Origin of the sequence: Paenibacillus sp. FSL R5-0341, assembly GCF_037975235.1 — a bacterium.
Classification (GTDB): domain Bacteria; phylum Bacillota; class Bacilli; order Paenibacillales; family Paenibacillaceae; genus Paenibacillus; species Paenibacillus amylolyticus_A.
In genome coordinates this window covers 1,817,788-1,834,971 of record NZ_CP150241.1, presented here as the reverse complement: position 1 = coordinate 1,834,971, position 17,184 = coordinate 1,817,788, and the positions used below count along the sequence as shown (strand labels likewise).

The window sequence follows — 17,184 nt, the reverse complement described above, 5'->3', positions numbered from 1 at the left end:
CCTGTGAAGGAGGAATTACAGGAGATGCAGGAATCTACCTTTGCCTTGGTCGGTAGTGAAGGTACCCGTATTCATGTGTACCGCTGGCTTCCCGATCAGGAATGCAATGTTAAGGGCGTCGTGCAAATCGCACACGGCATGGGTGAGACTGCGGCCCGATACGCCGAGTTTGCCGACACTCTTACCCGACACGGTTACGCGGTCTATGCCAATGACCATCGGGGTCATGGCAAAACCGTGGAGAATGCCAGCTTGCTCGGTAATGCTGGAATCGATGCCTTCCGCTGGATGGCAAGTGATATGATCAATCTGGGCGAAGTAGCCGCCAAGGAGAACCCTGGGGTGCCTCTGTTTCTAATGGGGCACAGTATGGGCTCGTTCTTGGTACAGCATCTCATGTACGCTGGTCATGAGCGGTACCATGCCTTTATTTTATCCGGGACCAATGGCAGACGTGGTCTTCTCCGGTTTGGAGAGAAACTGGCCTTCTTGCAGTGTGGCATTCAGGGGGCTACTCATCCCAGCATGCTACTTAATGCGATTGTATTTGGTGGATTTAACCGCTCTTTCCGCCCTGCAACGACACCATTTGATTGGTTGTCCCGGGACTCACAAGAGGTTCAGCGATTCATTGATGATCCCCTGTGCGGAGCAGTCTGTACAGCAGGCTTTTTCCGCGACTTCTTCAAATTGCTGCTTGAAGTACATCTTCCACACAATATGGAGCGCATACCCAAACACAAACCCGTTTACCTGTTCTCAGGTGAAAAGGACCCTGTCGGTCTTCATGGCAAAGGCGTTCTTAATCTGGTCTCCCAGTATAAGAAGCTTCAGCTGGAGAATATTGAGTATCGCCTGTATCCGGATGGACGCCATGAAATGCTGCATGAGATCAACCGAACAGAAGTGGCTCAGCACGTTGTGAGCTGGCTAGAGCGGAATACACCTAACTCTAGTGAACACGACGATGCAGTGAGCCATGCTGAGATGGCTGACACTGTGTAAAGATCTGAAAACTGTATAACCAATTACAAGAAGCCCCTGAATCGGATGTACAGCTCACGCTGCGCTCCAGTTCAGGGGCTTTCTTGTTAAACAATATGAATAATAGCTATGATCAAACCTTATGGATTAACCTTCAATTAACAGCGATTCCGGGTCTTCAAGCAGTTCTTTTACGGTCACCAGGAAACGTACGGCTTCACTGCCGTCAATAATCCGGTGATCATAGGACAACGCGATGTACATCATCGGACGATTTTCCATCCGTTCTGCATCAATTGCCACTGGACGAAGCTGAATCTTATGCATCCCCAGAATACCCACTTGAGGTGTATTCAGAATTGGTGTAGATAACAAGGAACCAAATGTTCCACCATTGGTGATGGTGAACGTTCCACCTTGTAGATCAGACAATGCCAGCGTGTTGGAACGAGCTTTGGATGCCAGATCCGCAATGCTCTTCTCGATCTCGGCAAAGCCCAGACGATCTGCATCACGTACAACCGGTACAACCAGTCCTTCCTTCGCAGATACGGCGATGCCGATATCATAATACTTTTTGAGCACAACATCTTCGCCATCAATCTCTGCGTTGATTGTCGGGAATTTTTTCAAAGCGCCCACAACTGCTTTGGTGAAGAAGGACATGAAGCCCAGGTTAATCTCATGCTTCTCTTTGAACTTGTCCTTACGGCGTTTACGTACATCCATGATAGCAGTCATATCTACTTCATTAAACGTAGTCAACATAGCTGCTGTCTGCTGAGCCTCTACCAGACGTTTGGCAATGGTCGCACGGCGACGAGACATGCGTTGACGCTCAACTGGTTTGGTATAGGTGGAGCTACCCGCTGCCGGAGCACTTGGTGCTGCTGGAGCTTTACTTGCAGGTGGAGCAGCAGGAGCAGGCGCCTGATTGCTATGGCTCTTCACATCATCCTGGTATACCCGTCCAATCGGATCTTTGCTCTGAACCTGATCCAACTCGATACCCCGCTCACGTGCCAATTTACGGGCAGATGGTGAAGCTGTCTTGCCACTATCGGATGACTCTGGTGCTGCCGCAACAGGTGCCGGTGGTGTTGGAGCTTCAGGTGCAGGAGTAGCGGCCTTCTTCTCTTCAGCTGCTGCCGCTTCGGAAGCGGGTGCACCGCTTCCTCCTCCAGAACCAGCCGAGAGTGTACCGATCGTTTCACCGATCTCTACCGTCTCCCCTTCCTGACGAATGATCTTCTCCAGCACGCCACTTTCTTCTGCGCTGATTTCGATATTTACTTTGTCCGTTTCCAGTTCAAGAAGCACATCACCCTGATTAACGGTATCCCCTTCTTTGACCATCCATCTGGATACAGTTCCCTCAGTTATTGACTCACCCATTGCAGGTACTTTAATTTCACTCACAGCTGTTACCTCCCCAGTGGAATATTATTCTTCGTCGTTTGCTTCAACGCAGATGTAATAATCTGTTGCTGTTCCATACTATGCACAAGTTGATAACCGCTGGAAGGACTTGCATGTTCCGGGCGACCTTCGTATCTAACGGTTGTGCCTTCCGGGGCGACTTCACGAAGACGAGGCTCCATGTATGTCCAGGCACCCATGTTTTTGTTTTCTTCCTGCACCCATACCAGCTCTTTTACATTGCTGAAACGTGCGAGTACACGTTTGATCTCTTCTGCCGGGAACGGATACAGCTGTTCCACTCGAATGATATGAAGCCATGACCAATCTGCTTTATCTTTTTCAAAAGCATCTTCCAGGTCAATGGCAATCTTGCCACTGCACAAAATAATGCGCTCCACGCGATCCGGCTGTGTACCCAGTCCAGCTTGCTCCAGCACAAGCTCAAACTTGCCTTCGCTGAATTCGACTGCTGGTGAAGCAACACGCGGATTCCGAATGAGACTTTTCGGTGACATCATCACAAGCGGACGAGCATCTTCCGTTTCAGTCAACGAAGCTTGACGGCGCAACAAGTGGAAGTACTGGGAAGCACTCGACAAGTTGGCAACCGTCATGTTGTCTTCTGCACAAAGCTGCAGGAAGCGTTCAAGACGAGCACTTGTATGCTCAGGTCCCTGACCCTCATTCGCATGTGGAAGTAACATAACCAGACTGGATTTCTGAGACCACTTGGCGCGACCGGCTGATACAAACTGGTCAAAAATAACCTGTGCACAGTTGGCAAAGTCACCAAATTGGGCTTCCCAGATAACCAGTGTATCTGGTGAATATACGTTATATCCGTATTCGAATCCAACAACGGATTCTTCTGATAACGGACTGTTATAGATTGCAAAGGATGCTCTTGCCTGTGGCAAGTGATGCAATGGGCAGAACTTTGCTCCATTCTCCGAATCGTGCAACACCAAGTTCCGATGAGCGAATGTAGCACGCTCGGCATCCTGTCCACTAATCCGAATTGGCTTGCCATCTGCCAGAATGGTTGCAAATGCGAGTGTCTCCGCAAGGCTCCAATCCACTTTTTCCCCTTCGTTCAGGGAAGTGCTCCGGCGCTGCAAAATCCGCTGCAACTTCGGATACACATTGAAATTCTCAGGCCATTTCAGCAGATCGGCATTAATGCTGCGCAGATTTTCCAGTGGTACCGCAGTTGGCGTAATCGTAACAGCTTCCGGCTCGCTGATTTTTCGTTGGTAATATTCATGTACTTCATTTTTCTTCATCTGGTCATAAGCTTCTTTTAATTTGTTCATTACTCCATCGCGAATGCTCGCAATAGACGCATCATCGATAACCGATTCTTGCTTCAAGTGATCCTGATACAAGTGGCTTACCGTTGGATGGTTTTTCACCTTGTCATAAACGGTAGGTTGCGTCGTTTCAGGATCATCCGTTTCATTATGGCCGTAACGACGGTAACCGATCAAGTCGATCAGGAAATCCTTTTTGAAACGATTGCGATACTCTGCCGCCATACGAATGGCTGCAATACACGCTTCCGGATTGTCCGCATTCACGTGTACAATCGGAATTTCGTACCCCTTGGCAAGGTCACTTGCGTAGTACGTTGAACGGGAATCACTGCTATCTGTAGTGAAGCCCAGACGGTTGTTAACGATAATATGAATAGTTCCGCCATTCTGATAACCTGGCAGAGCTTTGAAGTTTAGCGTCTCTGCAACGATCCCCTCTCCAGGGAATGCTGCGTCACCATGCATCAAAATGGTGGCTGCCTTCGTTACGTCCTGCTTCGGATACCCAGGGTCACGACGGTCATCCTGAGCCGCACGCGCAAACCCTTGTACAACCGGATTGACGTATTCCAGATGGCTCGGGTTATTCGCCAAAGTAAGACGGGCTTGCACAGTCTCACCGTCTTTCACAAAACGGTTGGCACCCATGTGATATTTGACATCCCCCGTCCAACCATAGTTAATTCCGGTTGAACCTTCCGATGGAACCATGTCTTTATTCGGAGCATGATGGAATTCAGAGAAAATCTTGCTGTACGGTTTGCCCAATACATGAGCCAGTACATTCAACCGCCCACGGTGAGCCATCCCCATCAAAATGTGGCTTGATCCGGCTTCTGCCATGATGCGAACAGCCTCATCTAGCATCGGTACAAGCACATCGTTACCCTCGATGGAGAAACGTTTCTGCCCAACAAAAGTTTTGTGAAGGTAATCTTCAAACTGCTCGACTTCCACCAAACGCTCCAGCAACGTCTTGCGTTCCTTCGGCGTAAGCGGGGCAGGTGATGTCCGAGATTCCGCACGGCGATTCAGCCACTCACGCTCTTGAACTTCGTGCACATGACTGAACTCATAGGCCATGGGTCCAGTGTAAATCTGGCGCAAGCGCTGGATTGCATCCCATCCGGTTGCTGTCTGCCCATCTGCACCTTCCCAGATCAGGGAAGCAGGTAGAGCTTTCAGATCTTCTTCGTTTAATTCAAAATGCTGGGGCTCCAGCAAAGATGTATCTGTATCTTCACTGATTCCAAGCGGATCTATATCTGCAGCAAGATGACCATACGTACGGATATTCCATACCAGTTTGCCCGCTGTAACCGCTTTCTGTAATAATTGAATGTCTACGCTTCCGGAAGCCGATTGGGCGTTGCCGAAATTCGAAGTTGTACGTGCATCTGTGCCAGACATCGGCGGTGCACCCCATTGTTCAAATAATTCCCGATAGGCCGGTGTAACCGAACCAGGGTCTTGAGTGAATAATTCATATTGTTCCTGTACGTATCCCATATTGGGGCCATAGTAACTTTCCCAGGGCTTCTTGTTGCCTTCCACGATCGTCATCGACGTTCCCTCCGTCTTGATTTAGTCATAAGTTTTTGACGGAAATCATTGACTAAGCCGTAATTTGCGTTCGTTCAACATTTTAAGCGAAATTTTTCATGAAGTCCAATAATCGTGCTGTTGGTGGTAGTAACGTTAGTCCGACGCTCCCGTCAAGGTTTGTCTGCGTTTTCAAAATCAAAGTAAAACAATGATTGTATATACCGTCGCACAGATGTCGAATACTGTCCTGATCCGTTCGAAGGTTACACCTTCTCCTCTTCTTCAAGTGAAGTCCGTGTTCTAATATCTATTCTATAAACTTTTACGCTCAGGAGCATTTCCTATTTTTAGTTCAATTGATGCATAAATTAGATGAATCGAATAAATCGAGCAATTTGAGTAGAACAACGAACGATTAATTACAGCAAATAGGCATACGATCCCCCATTTTACCTCCTTAATTGAATTGTGGTCCATTATGTTCAAAAACAAACCGTCAAGTTAAACATTAACCAATTGACATCACATTCAACAAATAATTGGTTTTTTCTTCAGAAGCTCAACAGAAAAAAGCCAGCCCAGACATAAACGATCCGAGCAGCTTCTTTGCATACAGCAAGTTTGAGTCAACAATATAGTTGATGATGCGCATCAAGCTCTACTTTGACTAATCATATACTCTGCAAACGGCGTTAGGGAAAGACTTCTAACCTGCTCCAGTGTAAACCACTCTGCGCCCAATGAATCTTCACCATCGGGTTGCTTTTTGATACGATTCGGCTGACTGGTTGCGGTCAAAACGACATCATACAACATCCCGATGTGGTGCAACTCTTCCGGCTCACCTTGATGCACCCATTCAAGTAGACTAGACTCCGCAGAACGAATTACCAATTGTAAATGGGTTAGGCCCGTTTCTTCTTCAATCTCACGATGAAGAGCAGTTTCTGGCCGCTCACCAAATTCCAGCCTTCCGCCTGGTAAATCCCATTTCCCTTGATATGCTCCGCGAGCCTTATGAATCAACAGGAATTGGTGCTCCCAAGCGACCAAGCCATATACCCCAATATGCGTATACCGTTGCACTTACATCTCTTCCCCTCGTCTGTAAGATGGTCCTTACTCCCAGCGAATATCTCCTATTTCTTCTCATCCTCTGTAACAGCATCCAGATCTATGGCCATACGAATCATATCTACACAGCGGATGCCATCCTCTATAATCTCTTCCTCATAATGCCTCACAAAGAAGTCGCGATCGACCCCGATAATGCGAAAACCACAACGTTGGTATAATTTCAATTGATGAAAGCTTGAGTTACCTGTCCCAATCTCGAGAATTCGGCAGCCCAGTCTCCGCGCAGCTTCCATCGCTTCCTTAATCATATGTTTGCCTACACCTTGTCCCTGCAGTTCTTCCTGTACGGCAATATTAACAATCTCCGCAGTCTCCGGACGAGTCTTCAACAATACGAACTCCCCAACCATCTCTCCTTCATATTCGGCAATAAAACAAACACCCCGGCTCAGGTATTCGTCAACAATCGCTTTTGAAGGATCAGCCATCAATAAGAGCTCATACGGTTTCTCTTCTTCCCAGTCCAAAATCCGGAACGACAATTTCATGCCAATCTCCACCTTTTCATCGTACAATATTCATTTACGTCATGTTTGCAGAAGCCTATGTATGGCGAATCTACAAATATATTATTCTTCGTTCCAACAAACTAGTTCACTCAATCTATTAACCACTTTCTGATCCGGATTGATTTTGATAATGTCTCTCGTCATCTCCCATAAAAAAAGTAAACTTCATTATATCATAATATATGGATATAAATATATAGATAGGGATGATACAATATGATCCATCATGTAATGGAAATTTTACATGCTGTATCCAACCTTTCTATCGGCTTATCTAACTTCACTCTGTTCAAGAACCGAATCGCTATACACCATAAATGTTTCTTGCAGAGTACGTCCGTATGACTTCTCCCAGATCACGCTCCGCTCAAAGGTACCCGCCTGGAAAAAACGCGGGATACGTTCAGCAAACCAATCCTGCATAGGTAAATCGAACACCTGCTTCATAGGCACCCATAACAGTTCGCCTTCAGGCGGATCTTGCAATAATTGACCCTCAAATGAAGTTGCCAAATAGTTGAATACCATGTACCGCAATCCTTGTTCGGGATCACAGAACTCATCCAGTCCTTTATACGTAATCTCATTAACTGCTAGTCCCGTCTCCTCCAAAACCTCTCGCACGGCACCATCCACGATACTCTCTGGAAAATCTACCTTTCCTCCAGGTGCGATGTATCCCGGAAATCCTTTGCGATCCGGCCGATTCATGAGCAGCACCTGATCATTCATTTTGTCCCATACCATACACATCGTTAATATCTCTATTCTGGTATTCATAATCGTCCTCCTGCTAACGTGCGCTTCTCTGCTGTACACTAACATTTCTGGGAATAACCTATGTTTTCCTTCTTTATTCCATCATGATATATGCATACGAAAGGCGGACGCCCTGTACATCAGAAGCCCGCCTGTTTTGTGATATTCTAAGCTGTGCACTCCTCGAGCTCGGATGTTCGAGTTCTCACTTCAATTCCGTAATCAACACCCGACGTTCCTTCCACTCCGCCCGACGATAAGCCTGCTGCATACCAAATTTGCGGATACTTGCCTTCGGTACCGATTTGTAGGGTAAAACGACCGTAAAGTCTTCATCAAACGGGAAAAAAGACAGGCCCACTTTCTCATTGGATAACCACTCTGCCTGAATTGGTTGTCTGGAACAGGCATCAAACGTACAACTGAGTCCTTCTGCAAAAAAATCATAACGTGCAGCAGGTGTTCCCGGTTCCTCCATACAGAGAAACAGACTGAGCTGATCACAGAATAACATGATTTCCACATCGCTTTGCAGCCTTCGTTTCAGTGCTTCAGCATCGCCACCAAGCTGTTTCTCCCAACTCAACTGATGTTCAAGCTCTTCGTTCAGGTAATCTCGGATGTCTTCATCATCCTGAGCATTGGCCCCCAGATTTTTCTGAAATAGCTCCGTATACATCAAGCTACACAGTAATCCGGCGTAGAGGTTTTTCTGCCGAACTTCTTCAATGCCTTTATGGTAGAATACAAAACGCGGACGCAGCGGAAAATCACGAAACGAATACGGCGATTGACTGTAATCATTCCAGAACGGAGATGAATCCAGTTCGATCCAGCCACGGTCATGTTCTCTCGCCGCCAGGATTAAATCATCCCGATGCGCAGCATCGGCAAGCAATTCACTTTTCCAATGGGAAGCCATTTCTCCGGCTACTAATCCATGCTCATGCTGTGCGGTCAAAACAAAATCATGCTCTCTCTCATATATGATCATTTGCTGTCACCCTTCCGCATGGTATACGTTGACTTTAACATAAATTGGGTTAAACTTTCCTATAAGTTGCTTTTCACTCCATTTTGACGAAAGGCATTATGGAATGCACAATGTAAAGGTGTTGTCAGTTTCCTGAAATTTGGTACACTAAAGGTTGTGTCCACGATTATATTACATACAGAAAGCGGGATCTCATGAATTTATACTCTCCTTACATCGAGTTTAACCGCAAGGAATGGGCTGAACTTAAAGAACATCAGACCACTCTTCCACTGACGGAAGCCGAATTAGAACAGTTAAAGGGATTGAATGAAGAGGTATCGATTCAAGAAGTCGAAGATATATATCTGCCTCTTACCCACTTTATTGACTTATATGCAAGAGTTTCACGAGAACTGAATCGACTGACGGCCTCCTTTATGAAAAAAGAAGCTCTCCCCACCCCCTACATCATTGGAATCGGGGGAAGTGTTGCCGTGGGCAAAAGTACAGCGGCCCGCTTGCTTCAGGCACTGCTCGCCAGAGGCAAGAATAGCCCCAAGGTTGACCTGGTCACAACCGACGGTTTCTTATATCCCAATGCCGTGCTGCAAGAGAAGGGCATTATGAACCGCAAGGGATTCCCGGAAAGCTATGATATCAAATCCCTGATTCAGTTCATGGGTGATGTGAAATCAGGCAAACCCGAAGTGAAAGCGCCGGTCTATTCTCACCTCGCCTACGATGTCATTCAAGGGGAAGAAAAACAGATCTGTCAGCCAGATATTCTCATTATTGAGGGCATCAATGTGCTCCAGATCAAAAAAGAAACGCCTTTACTGGTCAGTGATTTCTTCGATTTCTCCATCTACATTGATGCGGAAGAAGAACATATAAGGCACTGGTACGTTGAGCGTTTCAAGCTGCTCCGCAATACAGCGTTTCAAAACACAGATTCCTTTTTCCATCAACGATTCGCCAATATTGATGAAGAAGAAACTGTGCGTACGGCCAATCAGATCTGGCAGGATATCAATGCGAAGAATCTGCATGAAAACATTTTGCCAACCAAAGGACGTGCCCGGCTGATTCTGAAAAAGGAAGCCGATCACTCCATTGGGCAGATTCAATTGCGCAAACTGTAAACAACATTCATGCTGGACAACTCATTTGATGTTGTATCTAATTACCCTTAAAAGGAGAGAAAAACACATTGCAAACCCTGATTATCTTAGGCAGTATTATGATGTTCCTGGCTGTCGCTTTGGGTGCTTTTGGCGCACATGCGCTCAAGCGCAAATTATCCGCTGACATGATCAAAATTTATGAAACCGGCGTTCAATATCACCTAATCCACGGACTTGGAATCATCCTGATCGGACTGCTGGCAGACCGCCTCGAATCCTCTTCACTCGTCATGCTGGCCGGATGGCTGTTGTTCGCCGGGATCATCTTATTCTCTGGCAGCTTGTACGCTTTAAGTGTAACGGGTGTTCGAAAATTGGGAGCCATTACCCCAATCGGCGGAGTCGCATTTCTAGCTGGATGGGTTATGATCATTGTTGCCGCATTGTAAACATGTACGGTGATAAACGAAAAGAGTGTTCTGGCTGATATACTATCGCTGGAGCACTCTTTTGCTGTTCAATCTGTCCAAATTCTACGGATGGTGGGTAGCCCTGCATCTGGCCATTGTCGCTCCAACACATACACATCCGGGTTAGACAGTTTGGTCCACTCTTCATAACCAAAGGATGATTCATACTCACGAATAAGTAGTGATAACAAGTTTCCATGTGTAACCACAGCCCCGTGCTGTTCAGGTCTGCTCCATAACTCTTCCAATAATGACATCCCTCTTGCAGCGGCGGTTCTGGAAGATTCCCCGCCTTCTTCCACCCAGTCCAGATCATCGTATGTACGTTTCAGCACATCCATCCAGTTAGGCAGATTAACGGAGCTAAGTATCCTCTCCTGGAGACGTTCATCCGTATGTATATGTTGCAACGTTGCTATGCCCAGTGGCATAGCCGTCTGAACGGCCCTTTTCCATGGACTGGAGACAATATACGTTATGGAATAATGAGCCAAGATATCTGCAAGTTTTTCAGCCTGCCTGAGCCCTTCAGCTGTAAGCTCTGCATGGGGTTCCTGCCCTGTGGCCTTGGCGTGACGGATAAGATAAATGGACTGCAAAGCTATCACCTCCTATGGTGTAACTTATTTGGAGTTCATCTCAAGATATTGAAGTGCTCTGTACATCTTCTCCTGCTCTTCCGGTCGGCCTGATGAACTGAGGAAAGTGACCTGTTCCCCTGTTCTGCCTCCAGGCTGAGCCACCAGTCCAAGCCTCTGCTTCAGATGGTTCACCGTACCTGTACTGCCATCAATAATCTGTATATGATCGGGCAGAATCGTGCGCAGAATGGACGTATAGAATGGATAATGCGTACAGCCAAGCACCACTGTGCCATACCCCTGAAGATCAAGATCTGCTAGCTTGAACCGGAAATAATCAGCGATTTTGCTTGGGTCGAAGTCCAGCTGTTCACACCATTCCACAAGCTCCGGCAGCGCAATGGAATCCACACTGTGGTGATCATCAACACGCGATACCAGTTCGTTATACTTGGTTTGACTCAAGGTGAGGGCCGTAGCAAATACAAGCACTCTCTTCCCACTGTCACGATTCATCTCCACGGCTGGTTTCACCGCAGGCTCCATGCCAATAATCGGAATATCGTATTTGGCGCGCAGATCCTTCACAGCCAGACTGGTTGCTGTATTACAAGCAATCACGATTGCTTGGACATCCTCCTGAACGATGGCTTCCACACAATCAAAAATATGTCCTCTAACCTCATCCGCAGACTTGGTTCCATATGGGACATGCAAGGTATCCGCATAATACAGAAATTGTTCTTCCTGAAACTGTTGTAATGCCTTATGCAAAACGGTTAAACCACCGATGCCTGAATCAAAAAAAGTAATTTTCTTAGTCAAGGATTTCACCTCTATAATGTATTCTTTCGGGTTCCAGGAACCTCTCAATGCTGCTCATGCTGACTGGAGGTGAGGTTTGTACTTCCGGCTCATCACACACTACAGTGCTTGACGACTTGCGGGAACCATTCCGGTTACGGATCGTTCTTCAGAATCGATTCCGCCTCCTCCATTCCTTCCGCTAAGTCAGGTAATATAGAGAAGATAAGCCATTATTCTACGCTCATTTTATACTGTCTGAGCCAGTCCTTGCCACTATGCCATGCCTCTACGGGGTTATGCTCTCCAAGCAGTTCAGTACTGGCCTGAGCCATGATCCATTCCTTAAGACCGTTATCCGGACTGAATTCGAGCTGCTGTAGCAGTAAAAGCAGTCCTGCCTCACCCGTATGCAAGATGTCATCGTAAACCTCACGGTTACCAGCAATATAATCATTTGGATTACTGCTGGTCAGGAGGACAGGGTCGCTAACCATCTGCTGCAGCTTGCTTTCAATGGTTACTGATAATGCTTGGTCTTCTGTCCGAGTCGAACACGCAGCTACCGTCAATGCTGTGCATACGGATAACAGACCCAGAATCAGTCTTCTGCGATTCACTGTACCACTCCTATCAAAAAAGAGTTAACGCAACAGGTTCGGCTGTAAAGCTTGAGCCCTCGGCAAACTACAGAACAAGTTCCCATTGTTCTTCGGTAAGCTCTTGGCCTGACAGCATCTGCTTGCGGACTTCCTTCACTTCAAAGCCCACAGATTGATATAATCTACGCGCGCCGATCAAAGACTCATTGGTCCACAGGATCACGGATGTGTAGCCCTTTTCTTTTGCAAAAAGAACGGCCTGTTCAATAAGCTGACCGCCCCATCCTGCACCACGCGCTTCCGGTTCGATCAGGAACCAGCGTAGTTGAGCCGTATTATCATTCACCTGAGTAAGAGCTATGGAGCCTGAAGCTGAATGATTCAGCTCAACGATCCACAACATCTCCCTTGAGTGATTGCCCGTAAGTCCAAACGAATTCACCGCATTTGTGATAAATTCAGCAAAGCTATCATCATAATTATACTCTTTTCGATAAATACGGATATGCGCTTCAATGACATATTGCAGATCCTTTTGTACAAAAGTGCGGATCATTGGACGTCACAGCCCTCCCTCGAATTCTGAGTGGTGATGCTGAAATCCACACCAAACTGAATTAGTCCCAGTTTGCGGGCAACATGCTGTGAAGCAAGATTATCCCAGGATGTACTGTAGATCGGCATGCGTCCACGCTCCTTAACATAATACTGCCAGCACTTTACCGTCTCTGCTGCATATCCATGTCCTCTATGACCAGGGGCCGTATAGAGGCTCGCCTCTGCACCATGAATGGAGACCCTTGCAGAGAAGCACACTGCCACAGCAGAACCGTTAATAACATAAGCGGCAACAGGTTTTTTTTCATGCAAGTGATCCTTTAATTCCGGAAAATGCTCCGCCAGCAAATAACGCTGCTCCTGACCAATCAACTGAACCTTCAGATCCCACTCATCTGATGTTTCAGGAAAAGCATAGGCTGGTCCCATCCACACACGGTTGACTAACTCAAAGGTTTCCACCATTTGAATTATTTTCGGAATATCCAATGGAAGCTGGCTAACGATGCCCAACTCAGCCACTAGATTCGGGGGTAACTGCTCATGATAATAGGTTAGTGAACCCGCAGAAGTCACACCGATAAAAATGGCTGGAGCCTGCCCACCACCCGGTTCGTTAATACTTAGAAGACGCTGGTGCTCGTTGAACGTATATAAGGTACTCGCCTGTATTTTCAACAATTCCATAGGCGACAGGTTAGATTTTGGAATCATAGCTATGAAGTTAACCTTTGCAATAATCGTTCGCCTACACTGCCTTTACCAGCTTCCTGCTGCTCCAGAAATACCGGCAATTGACGTAATTCAGCAGGACGATAACCTGCCCCGCACCCGCAATTATGATAGGTAAAACCATGACGATACAGCGTCATCACTTTGGTCCATTGTTTGGTATCATTTTGCTTAGGTGCCTGAAAATCCTGTCCCATACTAACCATAGATACAGCACATTGCGGACACTTATATTCAAGCTTGGCAGCCACTTCAGGACTCAGATCGTGTCGGGAAACTTGTTTGAATGATTTGCGACAGTTGAAGCAGGCATAGATATCTTTATATGGTCCTGACATGGCATATCTGCACATCGTCTGCACCCCCTTAATAATTTCCATTATACGGGTTTTCACACACACATACGAATGGATTTTGCATATTTGCGAAAATTCTGCCCACTCACTCATGACCTTGCATCATAGCTTCTTTCCATGCCTCACTGAGTTCTGCAATCGTTGCATACCGCTCGGACCGATCGGCACTCACCGCACGCATCACAACCTGATACAATGCTTCTCCGGCATCCCATCTGGCATAGGAATGATCTTTCTCCCCGCCAAGCAACCCGAACGCCGTTGCCCCCATGTTGAATACATTGGTAACCGCATCTATGGGTGCGCCTAGTTCAAACTCTTCGGGAGACATAAAGCGGGAAGATCCCCACATACGCCCCATGGTATTGGTAAAAGAGCCCTTCCGATATAGATCGATATCACAAATTTTCATGAAGTTTCTGTCAAAATCATAGATTAGACTGCCATCATACAAGTCAACAGCCACATAACCTCTCCGTTCCACCTCGATATGAAAATTCAGAATCTGCTCCATTGCCAGAATACGTGTTTTCACTGGAAGCTGTCTGAACCGATAGTAGGGCGAACGCGGATCTTCATACTTGGCAGGAGGCGGGAAATACCACTGGGAATGCAAACATTCCCCATCCACCCAATCGAAGACACAGGCATAACCCTCATCCGTTGCAAAATGATCCGTTAGTCGAATCAACGTGTCATGCGCCAAATCTTCGTAGACGGAAACAGATGATTTCAGATGACGAATGGCTTCCGGGGGACTTCCCGTATGATTTGCATGAATTGTATGTGCTCCCGCATATTTAACGAACAATCGCTTTCCATCCTTTTGCACAATACCGAAGGAGAGATTCCCTGAATCCTGCTGATCAAATACGCGAAAGACCATACCCAAGGGCCGTAACCATTCGAAAGAATGAGACTCTTTCAAGACAAAGGAAACACCATCGATTTCATGTTCAACATGATCTGTCATCGGACTCCTCCTGTGCTGATATCATCATCCAATGTTGAACGCTCCGCATAAAAGTAATTCATATGCGCCTCATCATATCCTTGGCCATGGACTTCCAATGCGTTACGTTCGATGCCATAAACTTCAAATCCATATCGCTCGTATAAACGTCGGGCTGATTCATTCGTTGTAACAACACTCAGATTAATCTGCTTGATGCCCTCCAGATGTCTTCCGCGATCCAGCACCTCGCGGAGCAAGCGCGAAGCTAAGCCACTTCCACGATATGACGGAGCAACATAGACGCCCCAGATCATGCCTTTGTGCCTGAGTTTTAGGCCATACTCCCTTTTGAACCCCATCATTCCCGCGAGAGTTCCTTCTGCTGTGTATGCCCCGAGAATATAATCATCGGGCTCATTATGTATGCGCTCTTGCACTTCATTCATGGGGATCTGAATGGACAACTCGAACGAAGCCCCGAAGGCTTCAGGATGTGTTTTCAGTGCTTCCAGTCGCAAAGGCCAGTAGATGTCTGCTTCATCTCGCTGAATATTGCGAATGATATAGGTCTCTTGCTTTCGATCTTCGTTCATTCTTCTACCACTCCCTGCATCTCATAAGGATAATCGATCTGAAGTTTCACATTCGCCGCCGCTTCCTGCCCTGCGAGCAAACCAACAACATAAATCCCCAGATCAATGGACGTGGCTACTCCACCGGCTGTAATTACATTTCCATCTTTTACAATCCGCTTCTGAATTACCTCGGCGACATACGGCTCAAGCAAATCATATGCACGGGGATGTGTTGTTGCTTTTTTACCGGATAAAAAACCAGCCGCACCCAGCAGCAGAGAGCCTGTGCACACCGAAACCTTCAAAGGCACAGACTCAGCCTGTTTTAGCCAACCTACGAAGGCCTCGTCATATCGAAGCTTGCGCGTTCCCATGCCCCCGGGGATAAACACGAGATCATATTCCGATAGGTCAGGCTTCACTCGATCCACCTTCAACGTTAAACCAGACTCATCCGTGACCTGATCTGTTATGGCACAGGTTTCCCACGTCGTTCCTTTGGTTGGTTCAAAGAAATTCAACCGATTGATCACATCATAAAATCCGGCAAAATCAAGAAAAGTCAGTCCATCAAACAAAACGAATGCAATTTTCATTGGTAACCTCCGCGTTTTAATTTGGAGCATCCTAATTATGTTTCTGATTCCGATCACGTTCCATCGCTTCCTTCAGCCGGTCACGCGCTGGCAGCTTGCTATTGATATGAAAGAGCAGACCCACAATGATAAGAAGTAACATAATGACTATAACTTCGAACACGGCTAGTCCCTCCCTTTTGGAAATTACATAATCATAATTCTTGTGTCCTTTACTTCAAGCCATGGGCGATGATCCGCTCCAGCCACTTCCAGGGTAGTACCGATTTGCCTATGATCAGCACACGCGAACCTTTTCCCAGCGCATATCGAAGCCTTGGTGCACGCATCCGCGCAATTCGGCCAATCAGATCTGCCACTTCCTGTGGGTCAGGTGCAGTTTCACTCGCATGTTTGGAATAACGAAGAACCGCATCCAGCTTATGCTTGTATGGAGAATGTTCGTTACGGTGAATTTCCTCCAGACCCTTATTCCAGATCGGCGTGCGATAAGAGCCAGGCTCTACTAATACCACCCGAACGCCAAACGAAGACATCTCATGGCGCAAACTTTCCGTAAACCCTTCCACAGCGAATTTAGAGGCAGCATAGGGCGCATACCCTGGAAAACCGGACAACCCACTGACGCTGGACAAGTTAATAATCAGTCCCTGCTTCTGTTCACGCATCACAGGCAGGACCGCACGTGTCACGGCGATTAATCCAAATAGATTCGTTTCCATCTGTCGCCGCCAATCCTCCATCGATACTTCCTCAATGAACCCGCCCACCGCAAATCCTGCATTGTTCACCAGCATATCGATTCGGCCATTATTAAGAAGTACGGACCTCACAGCTTTCTGCACCGATTCAGCATCCGTCACATCCAGTTGCACATATTGCAAACGTTCGGATATCCCCGCCTGTTCAGCCAGCTTCACCAATTCTTCTCTTCGACTCAGGTCACGCATTGTAGCAACCACAACATATCCCTGCATGGCAAGGGTGATTGCGGTAAGCATACCGAAACCACTGGATGTACCTGTAATTAAGGCCACAGGAGCGTTAGCTCCCTCCTTCGTCTTTTTCGCTGCATCAGAACCTGTGTTAATCCGTCCCTGTCCGGCTTCTGTTAAGTGTTCCTCTACTGTCACGGCGTGACCTTCTTTCCTCGGTAAATTGCTTACTTCTTACCTAGATCGCAAGA

20 protein-coding genes are annotated in these 17,184 nt (G+C 47.0%); 3 read left to right on the top strand and 17 right to left on the bottom strand.

All coding sequences use genetic code 11. The annotated features are described in order from the left end of the window. Positions 1–24 precede the first annotated feature (24 nt). Entirely contained in the window at positions 25–1,005 is a 981-nt protein-coding gene (locus MKX75_RS08410) for an alpha/beta hydrolase (RefSeq protein WP_339169303.1), read from the top strand. Positions 1,006–1,131: 126 nt separating this feature from the next. On the opposite strand, the gene odhB is transcribed toward MKX75_RS08410, so the two are convergent. The 6 genes from odhB to MKX75_RS08380 form a co-directional block, all read right to left on the bottom strand. Beyond that, a complete protein-coding gene (gene odhB, locus MKX75_RS08405) occupies positions 1,132–2,403 on the bottom strand; it encodes a 2-oxoglutarate dehydrogenase complex dihydrolipoyllysine-residue succinyltransferase (protein ID WP_339169302.1) in 1,272 nt (423 codons plus the stop codon). Positions 2,404–2,408: 5 nt separating this feature from the next. Further along, a complete protein-coding gene (locus tag MKX75_RS08400) occupies positions 2,409–5,282 on the bottom strand; it encodes a 2-oxoglutarate dehydrogenase E1 component (RefSeq protein WP_339169301.1) in 2,874 nt (957 codons plus the stop codon). 633 nt (positions 5,283–5,915) lie between these two features. Beyond that, positions 5,916–6,350 carry an NUDIX domain-containing protein gene (locus tag MKX75_RS08395; RefSeq protein WP_062833409.1) on the bottom strand — a complete coding sequence of 145 codons (435 nt, stop codon included), beginning with the start codon at positions 6,348–6,350 and terminating at the stop codon, positions 5,916–5,918. Between the two features lie 53 nt (positions 6,351–6,403). Beyond that, positions 6,404–6,889 (bottom strand): GNAT family N-acetyltransferase, encoded by a 486-nt coding sequence (locus MKX75_RS08390; RefSeq protein WP_062833408.1) that lies wholly within the window; start codon positions 6,887–6,889, stop codon positions 6,404–6,406. A gap of 291 nt (positions 6,890–7,180) precedes the next feature. Then, a complete protein-coding gene (locus MKX75_RS08385) occupies positions 7,181–7,690 on the bottom strand; it encodes an 8-oxo-dGTP diphosphatase (RefSeq protein WP_339169300.1) in 510 nt (169 codons plus the stop codon). Positions 7,691–7,874: 184 nt separating this feature from the next. Further along, positions 7,875–8,663 (bottom strand): DUF3891 family protein, encoded by a 789-nt coding sequence (locus tag MKX75_RS08380; RefSeq protein ID WP_339169299.1) that lies wholly within the window; start codon positions 8,661–8,663, stop codon positions 7,875–7,877. A 194-nt stretch (positions 8,664–8,857) separates the two neighbouring features. Here MKX75_RS08380 and coaA point away from each other — a divergent pair, with 194 nt between their 5' ends. Beyond that, positions 8,858–9,787, top strand: coding sequence for a type I pantothenate kinase (gene coaA, locus MKX75_RS08375; RefSeq protein WP_062833405.1), 930 nt, complete (start codon positions 8,858–8,860; stop codon positions 9,785–9,787). Between the two features lie 68 nt (positions 9,788–9,855). Beyond that, on the top strand, positions 9,856–10,218 hold the full coding sequence (locus MKX75_RS08370; protein WP_339169297.1) for a DUF423 domain-containing protein: 363 nt from the start codon (positions 9,856–9,858) through the stop codon (positions 10,216–10,218). 68 nt (positions 10,219–10,286) lie between these two features. Here the strand turns inward: MKX75_RS08370 and MKX75_RS08365 are convergent, their stop codons facing one another. The 11 genes from MKX75_RS08365 to MKX75_RS08315 form a co-directional block, all read right to left on the bottom strand. Next, positions 10,287–10,847, bottom strand: a complete 561-nt coding sequence (locus tag MKX75_RS08365) for a histidine phosphatase family protein (protein ID WP_339169296.1) — start codon at positions 10,845–10,847, stop codon at positions 10,287–10,289. 15 nt (positions 10,848–10,862) lie between these two features. After that, positions 10,863–11,645, bottom strand: a complete 783-nt coding sequence (gene murI / locus MKX75_RS08360; RefSeq protein WP_339169295.1) for a glutamate racemase — start codon at positions 11,643–11,645, stop codon at positions 10,863–10,865. Positions 11,646–11,857: 212 nt separating this feature from the next. After that, positions 11,858–12,244 (bottom strand): hypothetical protein, encoded by a 387-nt coding sequence (locus tag MKX75_RS08355; protein ID WP_339169294.1) that lies wholly within the window; start codon positions 12,242–12,244, stop codon positions 11,858–11,860. 67 nt (positions 12,245–12,311) lie between these two features. Next, positions 12,312–12,782 carry a GNAT family N-acetyltransferase gene (locus MKX75_RS08350; RefSeq protein WP_339169292.1) on the bottom strand — a complete coding sequence of 157 codons (471 nt, stop codon included), beginning with the start codon at positions 12,780–12,782 and terminating at the stop codon, positions 12,312–12,314. Further along, complete coding sequence (locus tag MKX75_RS08345) at positions 12,779–13,498, bottom strand: GNAT family N-acetyltransferase (RefSeq protein WP_339169290.1); 720 nt, start codon at positions 13,496–13,498, stop codon at positions 12,779–12,781. The genes MKX75_RS08350 and MKX75_RS08345 overlap by 4 nt, the downstream gene beginning before the upstream one ends. A 2-nt stretch (positions 13,499–13,500) precedes the next feature. Further along, positions 13,501–13,869: a hypothetical protein gene (locus tag MKX75_RS08340; RefSeq protein ID WP_076330234.1), complete on the bottom strand. Its 369-nt coding sequence runs from the start codon at positions 13,867–13,869 to the stop codon at positions 13,501–13,503. 88 nt (positions 13,870–13,957) lie between these two features. Further along, positions 13,958–14,845 (bottom strand): serine/threonine-protein kinase, encoded by an 888-nt coding sequence (locus tag MKX75_RS08335; RefSeq protein ID WP_076330233.1) that lies wholly within the window; start codon positions 14,843–14,845, stop codon positions 13,958–13,960. Then, positions 14,842–15,420, bottom strand: coding sequence for a GNAT family N-acetyltransferase (locus MKX75_RS08330; RefSeq protein ID WP_076330232.1), 579 nt, complete (start codon positions 15,418–15,420; stop codon positions 14,842–14,844). Before MKX75_RS08330 ends, MKX75_RS08335 begins: the two co-directional genes overlap by 4 nt. Beyond that, the gene (locus MKX75_RS08325; RefSeq protein ID WP_076330231.1) at positions 15,417–15,998 is read right to left on the bottom strand and encodes a DJ-1/PfpI family protein; all 582 of its coding nucleotides are present in this window, start codon (positions 15,996–15,998) and stop codon (positions 15,417–15,419) included. Before MKX75_RS08325 ends, MKX75_RS08330 begins: the two co-directional genes overlap by 4 nt. Before the next feature lie 31 nt (positions 15,999–16,029). Beyond that, positions 16,030–16,161 carry a hypothetical protein gene (locus MKX75_RS08320; protein WP_303048943.1) on the bottom strand — a complete coding sequence of 44 codons (132 nt, stop codon included), beginning with the start codon at positions 16,159–16,161 and terminating at the stop codon, positions 16,030–16,032. A 49-nt stretch (positions 16,162–16,210) separates the two neighbouring features. After that, positions 16,211–17,131 (bottom strand): SDR family oxidoreductase, encoded by a 921-nt coding sequence (locus MKX75_RS08315; RefSeq protein ID WP_254847788.1) that lies wholly within the window; start codon positions 17,129–17,131, stop codon positions 16,211–16,213. Between the last annotated feature and the right edge of the window lie 53 nt (positions 17,132–17,184).

What these genes read in the sequence shown, in the direction of transcription:
- MKX75_RS08410 (WP_339169303.1), top strand. Translation starts at nt 25, where the DNA reads ATGCAGGAATCTACCTTTGCCTTGGTCGGTAGTGAAGGTACCCGTATT.
- MKX75_RS08400 (WP_339169301.1), bottom strand. Translation starts at nt 5,282, where the DNA reads ATGACGATCGTGGAAGGCAACAAGAAGCCCTGGGAAAGTTACTATGGC.
- MKX75_RS08390 (WP_062833408.1), bottom strand. Translation starts at nt 6,889, where the DNA reads ATGAAATTGTCGTTCCGGATTTTGGACTGGGAAGAAGAGAAACCGTAT.
- MKX75_RS08385 (WP_339169300.1), bottom strand. Translation starts at nt 7,690, where the DNA reads ATGAATACCAGAATAGAGATATTAACGATGTGTATGGTATGGGACAAA.
- MKX75_RS08380 (WP_339169299.1), bottom strand. Translation starts at nt 8,663, where the DNA reads ATGATCATATATGAGAGAGAGCATGATTTTGTTTTGACCGCACAGCAT.
- coaA (WP_062833405.1), top strand. Translation starts at nt 8,858, where the DNA reads ATGAATTTATACTCTCCTTACATCGAGTTTAACCGCAAGGAATGGGCT.
- MKX75_RS08350 (WP_339169292.1), bottom strand. Translation starts at nt 12,782, where the DNA reads ATGATCCGCACTTTTGTACAAAAGGATCTGCAATATGTCATTGAAGCG.
- MKX75_RS08345 (WP_339169290.1), bottom strand. Translation starts at nt 13,498, where the DNA reads ATGATTCCAAAATCTAACCTGTCGCCTATGGAATTGTTGAAAATACAG.
- MKX75_RS08340 (WP_076330234.1), bottom strand. Translation starts at nt 13,869, where the DNA reads ATGTGCAGATATGCCATGTCAGGACCATATAAAGATATCTATGCCTGC.
- MKX75_RS08335 (WP_076330233.1), bottom strand. Translation starts at nt 14,845, where the DNA reads ATGACAGATCATGTTGAACATGAAATCGATGGTGTTTCCTTTGTCTTG.
- MKX75_RS08330 (WP_076330232.1), bottom strand. Translation starts at nt 15,420, where the DNA reads ATGAACGAAGATCGAAAGCAAGAGACCTATATCATTCGCAATATTCAG.
- MKX75_RS08325 (WP_076330231.1), bottom strand. Translation starts at nt 15,998, where the DNA reads ATGAAAATTGCATTCGTTTTGTTTGATGGACTGACTTTTCTTGATTTT.